The following is a 21,191-nucleotide window of genomic DNA, read 5'->3' on the forward strand; positions in this document are numbered from 1 at the left end:
TTGATTATAATCGTACTTTTAACATAAAATAGAGTACAGTGAGAAACGAGGAACTTAGATTAAAGAAAGAAGATTTCTATCCACCATTATTGTTGGTAGGAGTGATGTGGTTTATATTTGGTCTACAACAATTGGGTATATTCCACGATTGTTATGGAGTGATTCCTTGGCGTATAGAAGGCATTAAAGGAATTTTCTTAAGTCCTCTGTTTCATGGTGGGATAGACCATATCATTAGTAATACTTTACCTTTATTTATACTTAGTGTAGTATTGTTTTTGTTTTATAAAAAGCAAGCATATACAGTACTTATTATGGGGTGGATTACCTCAGGTTTAGCCTTGTGGCTATTACCTGATTTTGGTTACTTTCAGACAAGTATGATGAGTTGTCATATAGGAGCAAGTGGATTAATTTATATGCTCTTTTTCTTTCTATTCTTTAGTGGAATATTTATTCGCAAGTTAGTTTTAATCTTAGTATCTATTATCATTGGGATACTATATGGAGGGTTAGTTTATGGAGTACTACCTAGCTATGTCGCAGAAGGTGTTTCTTGGCAAGGGCATTTAGTAGGAGCGTTAGTGGGTTTAGTATTTGCATATCAGATGAATAGGAAGAAAAGCAAAAGAAAGTATAGAAGGAAATAAGCTACATTAAGTGTGGTTTTTACATTAAAACCTTGTTGAAATGTGATGTTGTTTACTAGAAAAACTACTTTTTATAGTAAAATTAACAAGTCTAATATTGTCATATTTCAGAAAAAAAATATTTTTGTGATATGAAATATGTATCACTAATTGTATTATTATTCTTTGTAAACTTTATCGCTACGCCGACTATTGCGGTGCTAGCTGGCATTGAATTAGAGATACCTTCTGTGACCATTTCTGAAGAAAATAAAAAGCCAATCACTAATGCAGAAGAAGAGCACAAAGGACATTTGTGGGATTTATCTGCTTCTAATCATCTTAATCTAGTAGATGCAGGAGAAGGATTGGAATTAAACTTCTCTCATTTGAAACTTGTGTATGAATCACAAGAGTTCGATATCTTATTACCCCCTCCTGAACGTTTAGTTTAATATTACTTCTATTAGTAAACACTAGTAGAGGATTTAGCAAAAGACATTTTATAGGTTATTTGTCTATCTATTTTTATAGATATGGATGGTTATAGAGTTCATTCTAGAACTAGCAATAGATAGATCAATGAACAGTAATTACGCAATGCAAATCGGAATTAGTACTATAATCATACGATAGTATAATGATAGCGCTATAGAAAGAGTTATGGCTTAGAATCTTTTTGTAGTATTTAGCTAATACTGTTTCTTGATTTTTGTACTGTAGAGTATGTGCTATATTTCCTTTAGTTACCTATGGTGTCTTTTGTTGTAACGAAAGTCTTCTTTTGCAAAATGGTTAATTGTCAGCAATGAAGAAGCCTTTAGTTAGTTAATCATTTCTTTTTTAGCTTTTAAGTATTGAATAAGTCAATATTTACCTTCTTGATTTTTTGGACAACAATGAATCGACAGATCTTCTATTGCCTTTATCTGTGGCTAAAAAAGAAAAACTAAACGTAAAATAACAATGACAAAAAATATGAGTATGGCAGCACTTAAGAAGAGTGTTGCTCCAGGCCTTGTGGTCTTTTTAGTCGCACTTCCACTGTGTTTAGGAATTGCGTTAGCTTCTGGTGCACCCCCTATTGCAGGTATTATTTCAGGTGTGGTAGGAGGAGTAATAGTTGGATTACTGAGTAATTCAAATATTAGTGTAAGTGGTCCAGCAGCAGGTTTAGCGGCTATTATATTAGGAGCTATAACGGAGCTAGGATCATTTGAATTATTACTTACAGCAGGTATTATTGCAGGAGTTTTGCAAGTGATATTAGGATTGTTAAGATCAGGTACTATTGCCAACTACTTTCCATCAAGTGTAATAGAGGGAATGTTAGCAGGTATTGGATTAGTGATTTTAATTAAGCAATTGCCATTGGTTTTTGGAGTAGATGCTTTAGGTGATATCACCTCTTTTGCATCTGTCCAGTTGGGTACGGTGATTATTACTGTTATTTCATTAGCCATATTATTACTGTGGAATAAGATGAAGTGGACTAAGAAAGTCTCTTTTTTACCAGCAGCTTTAATTGTAGTGGTAGTCGGTATTTTGATTAACCAGTTTTGGATTGCTACAGGTAGCTCTTTAGCTATCGAACCATCGAGATTAGTGTCGATCCCTATGTTTGATAGTTTATCAGATATCAGTTCCATATTTGTATTTCCAGATTGGACAGGATTTGCTAATCCTGCTGTATGGATGATTGGAGGGACTATTGCTATTGTAGCTTCTATTGAAACTTTATTGTGTATTGAGGCGACAGATCGCTTAGATCCATTAAAGAGACATACAGATACTAATAGAGAATTAAAAGTACAAGGGATAGGGAACATTCTAAGCTCTTTGATAGGAGGACTTCCGATGACTTCTGTAGTAGTACGTTCTTCTGCTAATGTGAATGCAGGAGGATTGTATAAAGCATCAGCAGTCATTCATGGTATTTTCTTATTAATAGCTGTTATCTCCCTGCCTTTAGTGTTAAACATGATTCCTTTAGCATCTCTAGCAGCAGTATTAATCTTAGTAGGGTATAACCTAGCTCGTCCAGCTATTCTTATGCACTTTTGGCATAAAGGTTACACACAGTTTATTCCTTTTATCATCACATTTATTATGGTAGTAGTAACAGATTTACTTGTTGGCGTCCTTGTAGGTATGGGAGTGAGTGTATTATTCTTACTAATCGGAAATGTAAGAAAAGCATTCTCTATGCATCGTCAGATAAAGCAAGAGCAAGTAGTATATACCTTGACTTTAGCAGAGGAAGTATCGTTCTTGAACAAGACAGCGATTAAAAACAGGCTTTATCAATTGCCAGATAATTGTCACTTGGCTATAGACGCAAAGCGTATGGGGTATATCCATGTGGATGTCTTAGAGCTTATAGAGACTTTTATAAATGAAAAGGCAAAAGAAAAAAACATACTGATTACTACAACAGGTTTTCACAAAGAAGTGAAAGTATCAGGAGACCAACAAAACATTATTTTATCACACAGAAAAACCATTTAATTATGAATTCATTTACAAAAGAAATATTAGCAAATACAACGCCAGCACAAAGTTTAGAATTATTATTAGAAGGAAATAATCGCTTTGTAAATAACTTGAAGTTTAACCGAAACTTCTTACACCAACTACAAGAGACTAAGGATGGTCAACATCCACATGCCGTTATTTTGAGTTGTATGGATAGTCGTGCTCCACTAGAGCATGTATTAGATCAAGGGATAGGAGATATCTTTAGTTTAAGAATAGCAGGTAATGTATTGACAGATGAAGTAATCGGAAGTATGGAATATGCCTGTAATGTGGTTGGTAGTAAATTAATCATGGTATTAGGACACAGTAGATGTGGTGCTGTGACAGGAGCATGTAATCATACAACTTTAGGTAAACTAGACACTATATTAGAACGCATCCATCCAGTAGTAGATAAAGTTCGCCAAAAACACAGTAATGAAGATTTGTCAGCATCAGAATTAGTAGAGTTAGTGACGATGGAGAATGTAAGAACGATAGTAGCACAGTTGCAAGAGGTGAGTCCTTCGTTGACTAAATTGATTGCTGAAGAAAAAATAGGTGTAGTAGGAGCTTATTATGATGTAGTAAGCGGAAAGGTTGAATTAATCTGCTAAGATTATTATTGATTAAAGGAGAAAGGGGTGTCATTCGTGATACCCTTTTTTTATACAGGATACTTATCACTGTTCTGAGAAGTATTAAAAACAGCTACAATATGTATCATTTGTTTATAAGGATCTACTCTAAAAAAAATGACATACGGAAATTTCTTAATAGAAATAGCTCGTATGTCATTGTATCTTATTTGAAAGAAAGGATTGCTTTTTAATACTTTCAATGTTTTATCAAATTCTTTTTTAAAGGAATTTAGAATACGTTTAGATATCAAAAAATAATACTCAAATATAGCATCTAAGTCATGTATAGCACTTGGAAGTATAACTATATTATAAGTCATATTTTTTGTATAGTTCATTAAGTGCCTTATCAAGAGAAATATAACTCTCACTGGGTTCTGCAAGTCTTTGTTCTAAGATGCCTTGTTGTTCTAGAGTTAGGTTAAGGTCATTAATCTGTTCACTATAATCAGCACCAATTATCTCAAGAAACTCTTGAAATACTGCTTTTTTATCATTTGGTATTATGACGTGATAGTTTATCATAGCGTATGTGTTAAGGTGTTGATAATTAATTGTGTACTCTTCTACAAAGGTATTTATTTTTATTTGATAATTATTTATAAATTCAAATATTTACTAATTTGTGTAATCTAGCTAAATAAGGTTGACTGTTTATGATAAGTGTACACTTATAGTAGTTTGAGATAGCTTTAGCTTTGAATGAGTCCGTAGTGAGTCCGTTATGAGTCCGTACTTACTCCGTTATTTGATAGAAAATAACGGAGTCATTATACTATCATAATAGAGATAATAGAGAAAGATGGTAAATTTACTCAGAATGAAAGTAAAGGATAGCCCTTCTTTTGTCTTTTCAGTATATAAAAATGTTGATTCACACTTGTTTGTTTATCTTATATGCTGACTTTTTTTAATTTGCAGGAACCTAAATATACTCAATATTATATTTAGTTCACTTAGAATGACACAGAATGAGAGAATTTATATTTGACCATATTGAAACTTCCCGTTTTAAATTACGAATACTAGAAGCTGAAGCTTATCAAAACTTTTTAAGATTAGCTACTGCAGAAGAACTTTTGCATTATATAGGTATTCCTGAAGAGGAAGTAGAAAAAGAAAAAGTAAAAGCAGCCTATGGCTTCCGTACTTATAATAAATCATATTTGATGTTTTTAATCATTGATAAAGAAACAGAGGATATATTAGGGTACTGTGGATATCATACTTGGTATTTAGAACACGATAGAGCTGAGGTAGGATATGGACTGTATCATGATAACTCGAAAGGAAGAGGTGTGATGAGTGAAGTCTTAAATACGGTCTTACATTATGGATTTGAAACTATGCAATTGAGACGAGTAGAGGCCTTCATTAGCCCAGATAATATGGCTTCCTTAAATACAGTGAAGAAGTTTGGATTTACTAGAGAAGGACAATTGAGAAGTCATTATGTAAAAGGAGAACAGATAGAAGACTCTGTTGTTTTTAGTTTGTTACGAGGTGAATATAATAAATTAAACTAAAAAGAAGATATGAAAATTAGAAGCCTTAGAGAAGTAAGTTTACGCGAGCTCACAGAAGTATTTAATGATTCATTTTCAGATTATATACTTCCCTTTCATTTGACAGAAGATAGCTTGGCATTTAAACTAAATAGTGAATTGGTTGACTTAGATTATTCTATCGGAGCATTTGATAAGGGGGAGTTAGTTGCTTTTATGCTAACAGGAGTGAAGAAAGAAGCTGAGCAAGTCTATTATTATAATGCTGGTACAGGAGTGAGACCTGCATATAGGGGACAGCGTTTAGTCGCTCAGATGTATAGTTATGCTATTCCTATTTGGAAAGAAACGGGTAGTAGTGTAAATCTATCCCTTGAGGTAATAAAAGGAAACGATAAAGCTATTCGTGCTTATAAAGCTCAAGGATATAATATAAGTAGAGATTTATTGTGCTTCAAAGGACAACCACGTGAGGTGCACTATAAGACAGCTAATGTTGTAATAGAAGATGTAGAGCAAGTATGTTGGAAAACAGTTCTTCCTTTTTGGGATATCCAACCAAGTTGGCAAAATTCAATAGCTGTATTAGAAAAAGCTAAGGAAGACATTCGGTATAAAGTAGCTAAAGTGAGAGGTATTATCGTAGGATATGTAGCCTATCATAAAAGCAGTGGTAAAATATATCAACTAGCGGTAGATAAAGCTTACCGAAATAAAGGAATAGCAAAAATTCTCGTGAATGATGTGGTTAATATTTTGGAAACCCCTATTCTGATTACTAATGTGGATGATAAAGGAGTGGATTTCATCTCGTTTTTAAAGAGAATAGGCTTAGAGCACTATATTACTCAACATGAGATGATCATGAAACTATAGGTGTTAATATTATAAGTATATGAGGACAAGATTAATAAAGCCAAAGAGATTAAAAAAAGGAGATACAGTTGCGACAATTTCTTTGTCATGGGGTGGGGCAGGTGAGTTACCACATCGTTATCAAGTAGGAAAAGCTCGACTGGAAAACATATTTGGACTTAAAGTTATAGAGACGTCACATGCTTTAGAATCAGCAGAGTGGATTTATAATCATCCAGAGGCAAGAGCTAAGGATCTAATGGATGCATTTAAGAACCCGGAAGTAAAAGCTATTATTACCAATATAGGGGGAGACGAGAGTATTCGATTATTAAAGTATATTGACTATGATGTAATTAGAAATAATCCAAAGATATTTCTAGGATTTTCAGATAGTACAGTAACGCATTTTATGTGCCTAAAAGCAGGGTTGAGCTCTTTCTATGGTACTTCGTTATTAGTGGGATTTGCAGAGAATGGGGAAATGCATGATTATCAGATACAAGATATCAAACGAACATTGTTTGAGATAGAACCAGTAGAACCAGTGTCTCCAAATACAGAAGGTTGGACTACAGAGTATTTAGATTGGTTTGATGTGAGCATACAAAACACTAAACGCAAGCTGAATCCATGTGAAGGGTGGCGCTATGTGAGAGGAGAAAAAAGCGTACAGGGTACTTTAATTGGAGGATGCATGGAAGTATTAGAAATAATAAAAGGAACGGAGCTTTGGCCAGAATTAGATGTGTGGAAGGGAAGTATATTGTTTTTAGAAACTTCTGAAGAAAAGACAGCTCCTCTTTATATAGAGCGTTGGTTAAGAGGGTATGCAGCAATGGGTATTTTAGATGTAGTAAATGGAATTATATTAGGAAGACCTTATGACAATATGTACGCTGAAGAATATGAGCAAATATTGCTTAAAATACTTGATGAAGAAGGTCTAAGTACTCTCCCTGTGATAACACAGATGGACTTTGGTCATACGTGCCCAACGTTCACTTTGCCATATGGATGTGTAGCAGAGATAGATAGTATTAATAAGCGTTTCTCTATTCTAGAGAGTGCGGTAATAGATAGATAAAATATGTTTTATATCAGTGAAGTATCATTAGAACGGCCATCGCGATATCTTTCTAAATTACAAGAACAGACTTATGATATATTGTCTAAGCTTTCTATGGATTGGCAAAGAGTTGAAACAGAGGAGGCAATTACAATGGAAGATTGTTTGTTGATTAATGAGAGGCTAGATATGAATATGGTCAAAACACTTTTTTTGTGCAATAGACAGAGAACAGTGTTTTACCTATTCGTTACATTAGGAGACAAACCTTTTAGTAGTAAAGAGTTTAGTGAAGCTTTAAGCATCTCTAGGGTTTCGTTTGCACCAGCAGAGATGCTATACGAAAAGATGGAGACCAAGGTAGGAGCAGCATCTATATTTGGATTATTAAGAGAATCAGCTAGTGATATTCAATTAGTATTTGATCAAGATGTTTTGGATCAGCCTTTTTATGGTTGTAGTGATGGAACTACTACTCATTATTTGAAATTGTATACAACAGATATAATTAATAAGTTAGTTCCTTTTTTAAATAGAGATTTACTAACGATTAAACTATAATTATGGAAGATCAATTATATCAAAATGTAGATTTGGTTCAGTTTTACGACTATGATAACTTATGGGAGAATGAAGAGAGATATGTACAACTAGCAGAAAAAGTAAAGTCAGTTTTAGATTTAGGATGTGGAACAGGGCGGTTAGCTAGTGCTTTAGCTGAAAAAGGAAAAGATGTAGTAGGAGTGGAGTATGCTCAAGCGATGCTAGAAAGGGCAAAGAAAAGAAGTTCAGAAGTAAAATGGGTACAAGGAGATGCAAGAACTATTCGTTTAGAACAAAAGTTTGATTTGATTATTTTATCAGGACATGTCTTTCAGGTTTTCTTGACGAAAGAGGATCGTTTGGCCGTTCTAGAAACAATCAAAGTACACTTAAATGAAGGAGGTAGGTATATCTTTGATAGTCGGAATCCGTTAGTGAAAGATTGGTTAACGTGGACAAAAGAGGAGTCTATACGTCAATTTAAACATCCTTTGCATGGGCAAGTCACCGCATGGAATACGTATGAAGGAGATGCAAGAGCATTGACTTATACGACTTATTATAGTATTGATAATACACAAGAGAATTTTAGTTCACAATCTACTATTGCTTTTCCTAGTTTTAATGAGATAGGACTATTAGTAGCTGATGCTGGACTAGGAATAGCAGAAGTATTTGGTGATTGGGAATTGAATAGATATAATGAGTATAGTGAGGAAATAATATGGTATGGATATGCCTAACAAAATGAATTAAATGGAAGCAAAGGAATTAAAGCAAATAGCCCATAAATATGCAAAATCAGTTGAATTAAATGATTTTGTTGCGTATGGAAGTGTTGCCGCTGCTATTGAGACTATAGACGGAAATGTATATACAGGTATTAGTATTGATACTGCTTGTTCTATGGGGTTCTGTGCAGAGCATGGGGCTATAGCAGATATGCTAAAGCATGGAGAAAATAGAATAAGACGGGTAGTAGCTATAACTGAGAAGGGAGAAGCTGTGCCTCCTTGCGGAAGATGTAGAGAGTTTATGACTCAATTAGCACAAGAAAATGAAAACGCGATCGTAGAAGTAGAAGATGATCACTATGTAACTTTAGGTTCTCTTATGCCTTATGATTGGAAAAAAGGAATGAATAGAAAATGGTAAGTGGATAGCTTACTATTCGATTATAAAAGACTTTAGTATGTACTAGAGTCTTTTTTTATGTCTTACTAGTACTTTGTTTGCGTTGAGGTAAGTTGTGTTTATTTCTATATTGTCTGTTTTATTATACGAATTGTAGATTGACTGTTTTTATATTCTAATAATTCGATATTAAAGTAAGTTTATTTGGTGTAAAAATTACAATGTGTGATTTTTTAACAAATACACGAAATTGAAATTGTTAAATGTTAGTTATAAAACCTGTTTATTCACGTATTGTGAATTTATTTTGAGTTTTTATTTTGGATAATTCACAGATGTCGATATATATTTGTCAAAAATATAAATGTATTAATAGTCGAAATGAAAAAACAAACTCTATTTAGTCTCCTATTTTTAGGAATGTCTGCAGTTAGCCTTACTGCTTGTTCTTCTAGTGATGATATACAAATTACTGAAGAAGCACAAAATAATTCTAAAATGTTTGGTAAATGGGAACTTGTAGAAAAAGCAGAGTTAGATGTAGATGGTAGAATAGTAAAGGAGACTTTGGCAAGTGATTTAAATGTACCTGCTCAGACAGTAGATTATTATAAAGGAGGCATTACTATTCAAACAGATTATTCAAATCAAAAAGATAGTCAAGGGAATTATTACAATGAAAGGTCTCCTAGACAATGGATGTTAAGCGGAAACAAATTGTACTTAGGTATCAGTAAATCATTAGAGCAAAATGCTGAACAGATTTATGATATTCGAGTATTAAGTCAGGATCGATTAATTATTGAACGAAAGATAGATGTAAAAGATGGTAATCGTTATACTTCTAATGTAAGCAGTATTAAAATTATCTATAAAAAAGTAAACTAGTCTTTTATTACTCTTAAGCATTAGCACCTTACCGTAATTATTATAATGTGGGTAGTAAAAAGATTCTGTAAATAATAAGTAATATAACTTTAAAAAACAGTTGTCAAAACGAGAGTGGAGATAGCTGTTTTTTTTTGTTTTTTAGGTTATACAAGAAGAAGAAAGAAAAAAAGAACGTTTTGAGGCTATAGAATAAGTGATTTTTAAATACTGTATATATACTTTAAAGGTATATGTCTATTTTATTTATTACTGTTGATAGATGTGATATATCTAAACTAAATATGTTGTTTTATCTTAATTTAAGAAGTAAATAAATACTGTGTTTTTTAAAATAGAAATTTGTAATAACTATTTTTATTTTTTCTTTATTTAGTAAAATATTTGGTTTTTTGCGTAAATCTATGTTATTTTTTTAGCCTAAAGGAGGCTAAACCTTCTCAAGGTTTACTTTTTTTGGTTTATTATTTTTTATTCTTCTTAATAAATTGTTACAATTCATTGTTAATTATATATTCGATTTATTGTAGGGACTTTTGTCTTGCTTTTTGAATGTGTTGACCTTATAAATTTGCCAAAATTTACAAAGCAAACGATTATGCAACAAAAATTACTTTTATTATTTATTTCAATCACATTGTGTTTTAATTTTATTTCTTGTTCTAGTGATGATGTGCAGATTAGCCATCAAGGTAAAAATAAAGCACTATTAATAGGTAAGTGGAAATTAGAAAGTAAAAAATATTATGATAGATGGGGAGGCGCCATTGCAGGAGAAGTAGATAGTACTTGTTGTCCTCCACAGACACTAGAGTTTCATAGACATGAAATTATGATTCAAACTGATTTTTACAAAGAAAGTGAAGACACTGATATCATATGTGATGAGCGCTCTCCTTTTCAGTGGTTTATGATAGAGGATAAATTGTATTTAGGAGTAGGAAAAGAGGTGAATACAGATGATTATCAGGATTATGATATTCGTGTGTTGACAGATGAAATATTAGTATTGGAAAGAAGTATAAATGAATATGACAAAGAGCCATTCTACTCAAATGCTAAATTTGTTAGAATCACTTATAATAAAATACATAGCTATTAAGGTAGAATATTGACGTATATCTTTGGGGATTTTGTAGTATGGCATACTTTAGTAGTAAATTTAAGATTTGATAATTTATAATAAATGGATAGATTGATTGATGTACAGACTGTCTGTCATGGTCGGTATCAAATTTGGACTGCTTTAGTAGAAATGAGAATGTCACATTGGGTAAATACTTTTGTTATTAGAGATGCAATAACTCATGAAGCTGTATTAGATACTGGATCAAATACTTGGGATTTAGAAAACTATAGAGAAGAAAACAATCAGTTGATTTTGATTTTTAGGATATATCCAGAAGGAAATGTGTCCTACACCTTGACTGTTGATTTTGATCTCCAAAAAATTATTTATGAAGGACAATTATATGATTTTAATTCTTTAAATACTATTATAAGTAAATGAAAGAATAAATAGTTTTTAAATAAAATGGAACTTATTATAATTAACAGCTGTTTCACAATTAGGCAAGTGTATTTAGATAAGAAAATAGTATCTTTCAAGCTGTAAATAGAGAGTTAAACAATATATGGGACTACAGATAGGAGGTATAGTAATAGATAAAAATTATCAATCTGATTTGGAAGGGTTAGAAGTAATACTAAAAAGTAAGTTAGTACATGAAGAAGAAGTTACTTTTAAGAAGGCTACTGTTAGTGATAAGGAATCAGATATATTAGATATTTGTTTTTTAGAGGATGCTACTTTAGTTTTGGTATCGATAGGTATGGCTTCGCTAGTGTATAAAGCTTCTAAGCAGAAGGTGATGTCTTTCGTTATAGATGAGGAGATGATGTCGTTTAACCTTCATTATACAGAGAATGGTTTTTTGATTAGAACAGTGCTAGAAGTAGAAGGAGAGGTTGTAGAAAGTCTAGGTGAACCATTGGAATATGAAGAGGTAGAAGAAAGTAAAATAGAACTAATATATCATCTAATAGAGGATATAATAGGTGAATATTTGTGGGATATAGAACCTCAGGAAAGATGTATGCGTTTTGGGTTAAAAGAAGATAAGGTAGAAGACGAAATATTTGTTACGAGCTCTTCTATACCTACTTTTGAATTCGAAGATCTAGGGGATGAAGAATATTCTTGTGATGAAAACAAAGTGGTCAATATGAATGAAGAAATCACTAAAGTTAAAAGGCAAAAGAAGTCGTCAATTATAAAGCAAGTTATAAAAGGATTAGGATTAAAGAATTAATCCTAATTTGATTTAAATATAAAAGGGAATCTACACGGTAGATTCCCTTTTATATTTATTCTTTTTTCTCAACTGGTTTGTTCTTGTTGATTTCATCTTGAAGTTGACGGCGTATTCTTTGTTCGCGTTCAAGAGAAGATTTTCTTAATTCTTCAAGTTCTTCTTCTGTCTCAGATAATTTTCTGTTTACTTCTCTGATTTCAGAAAAGCTTCTTTTAAAGCGATAGTATATTATTCCTAAAACAATAATTAGTATACCTATAATAGCCCATATAATCGTCAAGAAAGTTGATTTCTCTGAAGATATTCCTAAAACTTCAATATTCTTTGTAGTAGTTAATGAAGTTGAAAGAGAATCTCTAGTTATTTGTAACTGCGATGTTAAGCTTTCAACAGATTCTTTATGTTCTAAAGAAGCATCTTTATTATTAGCAATAGTTAGATGTAACTTAGTAAGAGAGTCATTTACATTTTTTTGTAATTGGTGCAATTTTTCTACCTCGACAATTTTAGACTTTTGCCAGTTTGTTGATTCGTTTAGTAAAGTATTAAATTGATTATCTATTGTATTTGTTCTTTCTTGTGCAAAGCTCGCCAAACTAATTGCAATTAAAGCAACAGTAAATGTGAATTTATTTCTCATCTATATTTTTTATTCTCGTATCTTCAGAGTGACACTTGTTAATATAATTTATTTAGCCCTTTCTTGTAAAATCTTCATTGTAGAAAATATCAAAACTAAAAAAGTGAATAGTACAATAACTTTTTACTCTTTGAATACTTTTAAAAATTATAGAAAGAATAAAGAACTATTATTTTATTTAAGACCTTTTTGGTTTTGTTTACATGTGCAATATATAAAATGTTTAGTATTATCTAAAATTGTTTTAAAATTCTAATAAAATTGAATGTAAATACTTCTAATGTTAGATATCAATATGCTTATTTGTATAAAAGTTGTGTTATATTGAATAAAATTGAAGATATTTAAAATATTTAAATTTTATTGTAGTAGCAATTTTTGAATTTTAGAGGGAATAAAAGTTAAAAAGTGCCATATAATTATGTAGTACAAAAATAAAAGTTAATCTTCTTTCTTTTTAAAGAAGCTTTAGAATCATTGTATTTGTTCCTATTTAGACTTTTAAATGGTTTTAATTTTAGCAATGCTATAGAGCTATTTAGTACCATTTTTTAGAACTTTGATGAATATTTATTTTTGTAATATTTATAAGAAAGGTTTAGTATTATTACTAATAATAAAAAAGTCGCTGTTTTTAACAGCGACTTTAAGTGTCCTAATATCGGATAGAATTATTTTTTATCTGTAACAATAGTTCCGAAAGGTAATGTCGGTTTTACGAATGTTCTATCCGTGTTACTTGCTTTTATGAATGTTAGGTTTCTTAGTGAGATCTCATGTAGTAATTTTGGTTCAGATCCGTCTACAGGTTCAGTCCATCTAGATTTTATCACTATTTGCCCTTTAGGTGCAACCCAATATTCTTCTAATTTATTTGGGTTGTTAGTGTTAGATCCAGGTATGTCTCCTTCATACTCACATACTTGATTTAGATTAATACCTGTACGACTATATTGTTTTATACTAAGTAGTCTTTTATCGTTTAGTTCTATAATACTTTCAGCCGTAGCTTCTGTTGGAAGATCATCTTCAGTGATATTCAAGATAAGAGCTTCTTTGTCTTTTAAGTTATATAATGAGTTGTTACAATTAAAATTGTTTAGACCATTACCATTGTTATTATCAAACTTAAAAGCTAAAGTTCTATTTGCATAAGTTGTAGATCCAAAAGTCATCTGATCATATTTAATACTAGTGTCTCCTTGATTAAAATGTATATTTAATAAAGAAAACGTGTACTGATAAATTAGGTTGACGCTATTATCAGTTGCTGTTGTATTATTATTAACCTGTACTGTTCTATCTATGATGACTGTTCCACCTGGAGATGCAGGTATACTCTGAATGACAGAAGGAGTAGCTGGAGGAGGAAGGTTACATATAGATGTGCCTTCTACTTTATCAGTATACTTTCTATAATCTAAGCTAGTATCTGTTCCACTAATCTCTACTCTAGCTCTGTTGACAGTTTCATCTCTCATGATGTTATCAGCATCAATAACAAGTATTAGTGCTTCATCATTCTGAAGTTTGTAGAAAATCTTATCAGCTCCTGGTGTAGTACATCTCTGTACAGCAGTTACGTTGTTAAAATCAATGTCTTTATAAACTAGATTACCATCATCACAAGAGGTAAGTAAAAACATAAAAGATATACCTGTAAGGGTAAAAAACTTTTTCATCAGTCGTGAATATATTATTGTATACAGCAAAAATAGTTTTTTTATTGCTATAAAATAGTTTGCATGGGTATATTATAATTTTTTATTATTATTTCTGGGTCTTTTTTTACATTTTAGATGGTGTATTCAATGCTTATTAGGGATATAAAAGGAGTCAATAAAAAAAATGACTGTCTTTTTTATGCACAAATAGTATTTGTCTATATTTGAAAATGTTAATGTAATCGTAATAAACTCTTGTTATCACATGAATAATTCGACAGTAAAAACTAATTATCCTGCACTATATACTTTAGTTACGGTATTCTTCTTTTGGGGATTTTTTGGAGCAGGTAATAGTATTTTTATTCCATTTTGTAAAGCTTATTTCCACTTAGATCAATTTCAATCTCAATTAATTGATTTTGCTTTTTATACAGCATATTATTCAGGAGCTTTGATTTTGTTTATTTTAAGTACTATTAAGGGGAAGGATCTCGTAACAAGTTATGGTTATAAGAAATCAATTGTATTTGGTCTGCTGTTTTCAGCAATAGGGGCAGGATTAATGATTTGGGCAGTGAATGTAAATATTTACACTGCTTTGTTGATTGGGTTATTTGTAGTAGCTCTCGGTTTTTCGTTACAACAGATAGCGGCTAATCCTCTAGTGATTTCTGTAGGAGATCCTAAGACAGGGACGAGTAGAGTGAGCTTAGGGGGAGCGGTTAATTCACTGGGAGGAACTATAGGGCCATTGTTAATGGCGTTTGCTTTATTTGGAAGTACAGTCGCACTAACTGATGATCAAATACAACATCTGAGTCTGTCGAGTATGACAATGTTATATGCGGGAGTAGGAGCTCTTTTTGTAATTGCGGCAATGTTGTTTAGATTCTCAAAAAAAATACCTGATGGAGTGCGTATTGAGCCTATGGAACCAGCAAAGAAAGCAATAGGAACTTTAATTACGATGACACTACTATTAATAATGATATATATTCCTGTATTTAATACCTATAGTCAATCAGCTAATGAACCAGTAGAATTATTGGTTAAAGAAAAGGAAGTTTTGAGCAATAAAGAAGTAGAGGCTTCTCAGTTAGTTGAAAAAGAGAAAGCAATCACTTTTTTAAATACTCAAATTGTTGAAATTAAAGAAGGGTTAGATAATAAACGAATTATGTTACTTTCGGCAGCTTTAGTGGTGATAGGAGGAAGTATTGGCTTTGCTTATCGAAGCAGTAGGAGAAATCAACAAGGTTGGGGAGCGATGCAATATCCACAGTTGCTTTTAGGGATGTTTGGTATTTTTGCATATGTTGGGGTAGAAGTAAGTATCGGAAGTAATTTAGGAGAGTTACTTAAGCTAGAAGAGTTTGGTAATCTCCAATCTTCTCAGATAACTCCTTATATATCGATGTATTGGGGAAGTTTGATGATTGGGAGATGGGCTGGTGCTGTGAGTGTATTTAATTTGTCTAAAGGGAAGCAATTATTAGCAATGATTGTTGTTCCATTTTTAGCTTATTTTGCTGTTCTTGGGGCTAATTATTTGGCAGGTAATGATGTAACACCTTTGTATTACTATTCTGTTTGTGTGGTTTTACAAATTGTATTAACGTATTGGGCAAAGAATAAATCAGCGAGAACATTAATGCTGTTTAGTCTTTTTGGATTATTAGCAATGTTAGTCGGGTTGTTCAGTACTGGTATGATTGCTATTTATGCTTTTTTAGCTGGAGGTTTGGCTTGTAGTGTATTATGGCCAGCTATCTTTAATATTGCTATTATTGGCTTAGGTAAATATACAGCTCAAGGGTCTTCTCTGTTAATCATGATGATATTGGGTGGAGGTATTATTCCTCCAATTCAAGGAAAAGTTGCTGATATACTAGGTATTCACCAATCATACATAGTTAGTTTATTGTGTTTTGCATATTTGTTAGCTTTTGGTATAGTGGCAAAAAAGGTGCTTTCTAAGCAAAATATACAGATAGATGATATTAATTAGATTGACTTTAGTAAGAGTTGTAATTACTAATACTTTTCACATATAGCGTGAAAAGATGTTAATTCTATTGTAGTAATAATATCAGTTTTTACTACATTTGCGATTACGTGACAATAAAAGACAAGACAAAACAACTCTTTTTTAGAAAGAGCATAACAATAACTTACCAACAAAAAGAAAATGAAACACGTTTATCTTGATAATGCTGCGACTACATCCGTACGTCCAGAAGTAATCGAAGAGATGGTTAATGTACTTAGAAATGATTATGGTAATCCATCTTCAACATATGCTATCGGTAGACACGCTAAAGCTTTAGTGGAGAATGCTAGAAAAGTAATTGCAAAGCAATTTAATGCAACTTCTTCTGAGATTATCTTTACATCTTGTGGAACTGAAGGTAATAACTGGATTTTGCGTTCTGCAATTCGTGATTTAGGAGTTAAAAGAATTATCACTTCTAAATTAGAGCACCACGCTGTATTAAATACTGTAAAACAATTAAGTGCTGAGTTCGGTACAGAATTAGTTTTCTTAGATATCCAACCTTCTAGTGAAATTGATTATAATCAATTAGAAGAATTATTAAAAGATGAATCTAAACTTACATTGGTAAGTTTAATGCACGTTAATAATGAAGTAGGGACAGAATTAGATTTAAAAAGAGTAGCTACGTTATGCGAAGCTCATCATGCATTATTTCACTGTGATACTGTGCAGTCTATAGGTAAAACTAAAATTGATTTGGCAGAGACACCGATAGACTTTATTGTAGCTAGTGCTCATAAATTTCACGGACCAAAGGGGATTGGATTTGCTTTTATCCGTAAGAAAAATGTGCTAAAACCTGTGATGTTTGGTGGAGAACAAGAGAAAGGGTTAAGAGCAGGTACTGAAGGAGTACATCAAGTAGTAGGTATGGCTAAAGCTTTGGAAATGGCTTATGATTTATTAGAAGAAGAAAGAGCTCATATCACTAGTATCAAAGAATATTGTAAAGAAAGATTAGTAGAGGTATTTCCAGAAGTATGTTTTAATGGAAATAATGTAGGGTTTTACAATATCTTAAATGTATTATTACCTCTATCTGAGGAGAAAGCAGCTATGATGTTGTTCCAGTTAGACATGAAAGGAATTGCAGTGTCTAGAGGAAGTGCATGTCAATCAGGAAGTCAAAAACCTTCTCATGTATTGTCACAATTCTTATGTTCAGAAGACTTAAAGAAACCAAGTTTAAGACTTTCTTTTGGTCATGAAAACACAAAAGAAGATATTGATGTTTTAATTGAAGTATTAAAAACAATCTAATCAGATTGTTGTTCAAATAGAATTTAAATCCACTCTCAGAGAGTGGATTTTTTGTTTTAAAAACTCACAGGCAGTAATCTTAACTAAAAAAAGAGAAAAGTTCACCAAAAATAAGATTGCTTTACATTAACATTAGCGCTAAATTTGCAGAAACAACACAACATTTATGAGTTCAAATAATAGATACGCACTACGCGGAGTTTCTGCTGAGAAAGAAGACGTTCATAATGCAATTAAGAACATTGATAAAGGATTATTTCCAAAGGCATTTTGTAAGATTATCCCAGATCATTTAACTGGGGATGAGGATTACTGTTTAATTATGCATGCTGATGGAGCGGGTACGAAGTCTTCTTTAGCTTATATGTATTGGAAAGAAACTGGAGATATTTCTGTATGGAAAGGAATTGCTCAAGATGCATTAATCATGAATATTGATGATTTATTGTGCGTAGGAGCGACAGATAATATTATGCTTTCTAGCACTATAGGGCGTAATAAAAATCTAGTTCCGGGAGAAGTTATTTCTGCTATTATCAATGGAACAGAGGAATTGATTAATGAATTGAAATCTTTTGGAGTAACAATTCACTCTACAGGAGGAGAGACTGCAGATGTAGGAGATTTAGTTCGTACGATTATTGTAGATTCTACTGTGACTGCACGTATGAAGAGAAGTGATGTTATTGATAATGCTAATATTCAAGCAGGTGATGTTATCGTAGGTTTAGAATCATTTGGACAAGCTACCTATGAAAAAGGGTATAATGGAGGTATGGGAAGTAATGGATTAACATCAGCTAGACATGATGTTTTTGATCATTCTTTAGCAGCAAAATATCCAGAGAGTTATGATTCATCTGTGCCTGAAGAATTAGTCTATTCAGGAAAAGTACATCTTACTGATGTAGTAGAGGGATCTCCTATAGACGCTGGTAAATTAGTATTGTCACCTACTCGTACTTATGCACCTATTATTAAGTCAATATTAAATAAATATAAATCAGATGATATTCATGGGATGATTCACTGTAGTGGAGGAGCACAGACAAAGATTCTTCACTTCGTGGATAAATTACATATCATCAAAGATAATATGTTTCCTGTTCCACCATTATTTAAGCTAATTCAAGAGCAATCTAACACAGATTGGAGAGAGATGTATCAAGTGTTTAACTCAGGTCATCGTATGGAATTATACGTAAGACCAGAAGTGGCAGCTGATATTATTGCTATCTCAGAATCTTTTAATGTAAAAGCTCAGATAGTTGGTAGAGTGGAAGCTTCAGAAGAGAAGAAACTAACAATCACTTCTGAATACGGAACATTTAAATACTAAAAAAAACATACAATATAAAATGGCAAGATTGCTTTCTATCGATTTCGGTAAAAAACGTACAGGTATAGCTGTAAGTGATGAACTTCAAATTATAGCCTCTGGATTAACTACAGTTGATACAGAGCAACTATTGCCGTTTCTAAAAGATTATTTTTCTAAAGAGAAAGTGGAGAAGGTGATTATTGGAGAACCAAAACGCCTAAATAATGAACCTTCTGAAGTAGTACCTTTGTTGAATAGTTTTATTGAAAAGTTTAAGACGTCTTTTCCTGATATGCCAGTTGAGAGAATAGACGAGAGATTTACTTCTAAGATGGCTTTTCAAACAATGATAGATAGTGGTCTTAAAAAGAAACAAAGACAGAATAAAGCGTTGATCGATGAGATAGCAGCGACTATAATTCTACAAGACTACATGAGAAGATAAATGTTTTTTAATTTTATGATTATTTAAGATTAGTTGTAGATAATTTCTCTTAAATAAAGATTAGTTTTGCATATAAATAAATCCGATATAATGTCAAGTATACAAAAATCAGAGGCTGATGTTGTTTTGGTAGGGGCAGGTATTATGAGTGCTACTCTTGGGGTCCTACTGAAAGAGCTGAAACCAAACTTAAAAATTGAGGTTATTGAGCGTCTCGACAGTGCGGCTGCCGAAAGTTCTGATGCAATGAATAATGCCGGAACTGGACACTCTGCGTTTTGTGAATTAAATTATACGCCTGAAAAAGCAGACGGTACAATAGATGCTTCTAAGGCAATCAATATTGTAGAGCAATTCGAAGTTTCTCGTCAATTTTGGTCTTATTTGGTAAATAAGGGGGTCCTTAAAAATCCAAGTAATTTTATCCATACTGTACCTCATATGAGCTTTGTGTGGGGAGAAGATAACGTAAACTATTTAAGAAAACGTTATAATGAACTTCAAAAATATCCATTATTCCAAGGAATGGAATTCTCTGATAATAAAGAGAAAATAAAAGAATGGGCTCCATTAATTATAGAGAACAGAAAAGAAAATGAAGTATGTGCTGCTACACATATGAATCTTGGAACAGATGTTAACTTTGGTGATCTTACTCGTCAGTTATTTGACCATCTAAAGAGTGAAGATGGAGTTAATATGACTTTTAATTGTGAGGTTAAAGATATCACAAAGACTGGTTCTGAATGGACTGTATCTGCAACAGATAGTAAAGGACAAAAAAAGGTAATCAAATCTAAATTTGTATTTGTTGGAGCAGGAGGTGGAGCGATTCTACTATTGCAAAAAGCAGATATTGCAGAAAGCAAAGGTTATGGAGGATTCCCTGTAGGAGGAGAATGGTTAGTATGTCGTAATCCTGAAGTTGTGAAAAAACACATGGCTAAGGTATATGGTAAAGCATCTGTAGGAGCGCCACCGATGTCTGTACCTCACTTAGATACTAGGTTTATTGATGGAAAACATTCATTACTTTTTGGACCTTACGCTGGTTTCTCTACTAAATTCTTAAAAAGAGGATCATATTGGAACTTAATTAAATCACTTGAATTTAATAATATTGGTCCAATGTTAGGAGCAGGTCTTCGCAATATGGATTTGACCAAATATTTGATAGAACAAGTATTACAGTCTTCAAAATCTCGTTATGCAGCATTAAGAGAATATTATCCAGATGCTAAAGAGGAAGATTGGAAATTAGAAAAAGCAGGACAACGTGTACAAGTTATCAAAAAAGATAAAGATGGAAAGGGAATCTTGCAGTTTGGTACTGAAGTAGTAAGTGCTGCTGATGGATCAATAGCAGCTTTATTAGGAGCTTCGCCAGGAGCATCTACCGCAACTCCAATTATGTTAAAGCTTTTATCACAATGTTTTAAAGAAGAGTTTAAGTCTGCTGAATGGCAAGCTAAATTTAAGGAAATGATTCCTACTTTTGGATTAAAGCTAAATGAACATCCTGAACTAGTAGCAAGTACTAGGGATAATACAAGTAAGACTTTGAAAATATATCCATATAATTAATAAAAAAGCACTCTATATAGAGTGCTTTTTTATTAATTATATGTTAGTATTATTTGTTTAGAGAAATAATATTTTAGTTATAAAGGCAAAGAATGTATATAACTATTATATTTACATACTTT

At 32.1% G+C, this 21,191-nt stretch carries 23 protein-coding genes; 19 read left to right on the forward strand and 4 right to left on the reverse strand.

The genetic code is table 11. The features are described 5' to 3' along the window. The first annotated feature begins 38 nt into the window (after window positions 1-38). The 4 genes from BK054_RS12715 to BK054_RS12730 all read left to right on the forward strand — a co-directional run bounded on the left by BK054_RS12715 (window position 39) and on the right by BK054_RS12730 (window position 3,763). Window positions 39-650, forward strand: coding sequence for a rhomboid family intramembrane serine protease (locus tag BK054_RS12715; protein WP_006259108.1), 612 nt, complete (start codon window positions 39-41; stop codon window positions 648-650). Window positions 651-781: 131 nt separating this feature from the next. Continuing rightward, a complete protein-coding gene (locus BK054_RS12720; RefSeq protein WP_006259107.1) occupies window positions 782-1,084 on the forward strand; it encodes a hypothetical protein in 303 nt (100 codons plus the stop codon). 511 nt (window positions 1,085-1,595) lie between these two features. Further along, window positions 1,596-3,137: a SulP family inorganic anion transporter gene (locus BK054_RS12725; RefSeq protein ID WP_006265162.1), complete on the forward strand. Its 1,542-nt coding sequence runs from the start codon at window positions 1,596-1,598 to the stop codon at window positions 3,135-3,137. 2 nt (window positions 3,138-3,139) lie between these two features. Then, on the forward strand, window positions 3,140-3,763 hold the full coding sequence (locus BK054_RS12730) for a carbonic anhydrase (protein WP_006259105.1): 624 nt from the start codon (window positions 3,140-3,142) through the stop codon (window positions 3,761-3,763). A 50-nt stretch (window positions 3,764-3,813) separates the two neighbouring features. On the opposite strand, the gene BK054_RS12735 is transcribed toward BK054_RS12730, so the two are convergent. Together BK054_RS12735 and BK054_RS12740 are read right to left on the reverse strand one after the other, a co-directional pair. Continuing rightward, entirely contained in the window at window positions 3,814-4,107 is a 294-nt protein-coding gene (locus BK054_RS12735; protein WP_230456722.1) for a type II toxin-antitoxin system RelE/ParE family toxin, read from the reverse strand. Continuing rightward, window positions 4,097-4,312 carry a hypothetical protein gene (locus BK054_RS12740; RefSeq protein ID WP_006259102.1) on the reverse strand — a complete coding sequence of 72 codons (216 nt, stop codon included), beginning with the start codon at window positions 4,310-4,312 and terminating at the stop codon, window positions 4,097-4,099. Before BK054_RS12740 ends, BK054_RS12735 begins: the two co-directional genes overlap by 11 nt. A gap of 446 nt (window positions 4,313-4,758) precedes the next feature. Between BK054_RS12740 and BK054_RS12745 the strand changes: the two genes are divergently transcribed. The 10 genes from BK054_RS12745 (at window position 4,759) to BK054_RS12790 (ending at window position 12,093) form a co-directional block, all read left to right on the forward strand. Then, on the forward strand, window positions 4,759-5,313 hold the full coding sequence (locus BK054_RS12745; RefSeq protein ID WP_006259101.1) for a GNAT family N-acetyltransferase: 555 nt from the start codon (window positions 4,759-4,761) through the stop codon (window positions 5,311-5,313). A 9-nt stretch (window positions 5,314-5,322) separates the two neighbouring features. After that, complete coding sequence (locus BK054_RS12750) at window positions 5,323-6,168, forward strand: GNAT family N-acetyltransferase (protein WP_006261034.1); 846 nt, start codon at window positions 5,323-5,325, stop codon at window positions 6,166-6,168. 19 nt (window positions 6,169-6,187) lie between these two features. Then, the gene (locus BK054_RS12755; RefSeq protein ID WP_071307348.1) at window positions 6,188-7,234 is read left to right on the forward strand and encodes a S66 peptidase family protein; all 1,047 of its coding nucleotides are present in this window, start codon (window positions 6,188-6,190) and stop codon (window positions 7,232-7,234) included. Between the two features lie 3 nt (window positions 7,235-7,237). Continuing rightward, a complete protein-coding gene (locus BK054_RS12760; protein ID WP_006259098.1) occupies window positions 7,238-7,777 on the forward strand; it encodes a YbaK/EbsC family protein in 540 nt (179 codons plus the stop codon). Window positions 7,778-7,779: 2 nt separating this feature from the next. Beyond that, the gene (locus BK054_RS12765; protein ID WP_006263437.1) at window positions 7,780-8,502 is read left to right on the forward strand and encodes a class I SAM-dependent methyltransferase; all 723 of its coding nucleotides are present in this window, start codon (window positions 7,780-7,782) and stop codon (window positions 8,500-8,502) included. A 13-nt stretch (window positions 8,503-8,515) separates the two neighbouring features. Further along, window positions 8,516-8,914: a cytidine deaminase family protein gene (locus BK054_RS12770; protein ID WP_006259096.1), complete on the forward strand. Its 399-nt coding sequence runs from the start codon at window positions 8,516-8,518 to the stop codon at window positions 8,912-8,914. A gap of 360 nt (window positions 8,915-9,274) precedes the next feature. Next, on the forward strand, window positions 9,275-9,781 hold the full coding sequence (locus BK054_RS12775) for a hypothetical protein (protein WP_006261039.1): 507 nt from the start codon (window positions 9,275-9,277) through the stop codon (window positions 9,779-9,781). Between the two features lie 598 nt (window positions 9,782-10,379). After that, window positions 10,380-10,883: a hypothetical protein gene (locus BK054_RS12780; protein WP_006261040.1), complete on the forward strand. Its 504-nt coding sequence runs from the start codon at window positions 10,380-10,382 to the stop codon at window positions 10,881-10,883. Window positions 10,884-10,967: 84 nt separating this feature from the next. Beyond that, window positions 10,968-11,291 (forward strand): hypothetical protein, encoded by a 324-nt coding sequence (locus tag BK054_RS12785; protein ID WP_006261041.1) that lies wholly within the window; start codon window positions 10,968-10,970, stop codon window positions 11,289-11,291. Between the two features lie 124 nt (window positions 11,292-11,415). Beyond that, complete coding sequence (locus BK054_RS12790) at window positions 11,416-12,093, forward strand: hypothetical protein (RefSeq protein ID WP_006265167.1); 678 nt, start codon at window positions 11,416-11,418, stop codon at window positions 12,091-12,093. Between the two features lie 55 nt (window positions 12,094-12,148). Here BK054_RS12790 and BK054_RS12795 read toward each other — a convergent pair whose 3' ends face one another. Both BK054_RS12795 and BK054_RS12800 read right to left on the reverse strand, forming a co-directional pair. Then, window positions 12,149-12,736, reverse strand: a complete 588-nt coding sequence (locus tag BK054_RS12795; protein WP_006259091.1) for a hypothetical protein — start codon at window positions 12,734-12,736, stop codon at window positions 12,149-12,151. A gap of 671 nt (window positions 12,737-13,407) precedes the next feature. Next, window positions 13,408-14,418, reverse strand: coding sequence for a hypothetical protein (locus tag BK054_RS12800; protein WP_071307349.1), 1,011 nt, complete (start codon window positions 14,416-14,418; stop codon window positions 13,408-13,410). A 247-nt stretch (window positions 14,419-14,665) separates the two neighbouring features. Here BK054_RS12800 and BK054_RS12805 point away from each other — a divergent pair, with 247 nt between their 5' ends. The 5 genes from BK054_RS12805 (at window position 14,666) to BK054_RS12825 (ending at window position 21,069) form a co-directional block, all read left to right on the forward strand. Continuing rightward, entirely contained in the window at window positions 14,666-16,411 is a 1,746-nt protein-coding gene (locus BK054_RS12805) for an MFS transporter (protein WP_006263440.1), read from the forward strand. A gap of 180 nt (window positions 16,412-16,591) precedes the next feature. Further along, window positions 16,592-17,719 (forward strand): cysteine desulfurase family protein, encoded by a 1,128-nt coding sequence (locus BK054_RS12810; RefSeq protein ID WP_006259085.1) that lies wholly within the window; start codon window positions 16,592-16,594, stop codon window positions 17,717-17,719. 166 nt (window positions 17,720-17,885) lie between these two features. After that, window positions 17,886-19,058 carry an AIR synthase related protein gene (locus tag BK054_RS12815; protein WP_006259084.1) on the forward strand — a complete coding sequence of 391 codons (1,173 nt, stop codon included), beginning with the start codon at window positions 17,886-17,888 and terminating at the stop codon, window positions 19,056-19,058. Window positions 19,059-19,077: 19 nt separating this feature from the next. Then, window positions 19,078-19,485, forward strand: coding sequence for a Holliday junction resolvase RuvX (gene ruvX, locus BK054_RS12820; protein WP_006259083.1), 408 nt, complete (start codon window positions 19,078-19,080; stop codon window positions 19,483-19,485). Window positions 19,486-19,572: 87 nt separating this feature from the next. Beyond that, window positions 19,573-21,069 carry a malate:quinone oxidoreductase gene (locus BK054_RS12825; protein ID WP_255404280.1) on the forward strand — a complete coding sequence of 499 codons (1,497 nt, stop codon included), beginning with the start codon at window positions 19,573-19,575 and terminating at the stop codon, window positions 21,067-21,069. The last annotated feature ends 122 nt before the right edge of the window (window positions 21,070-21,191 follow it).

Source organism: Myroides sp. ZB35 (genome assembly GCF_001865835.1).
GTDB classification, from domain to species: Bacteria; Bacteroidota; Bacteroidia; order Flavobacteriales; family Flavobacteriaceae; genus Flavobacterium; species Flavobacterium odoratimimum.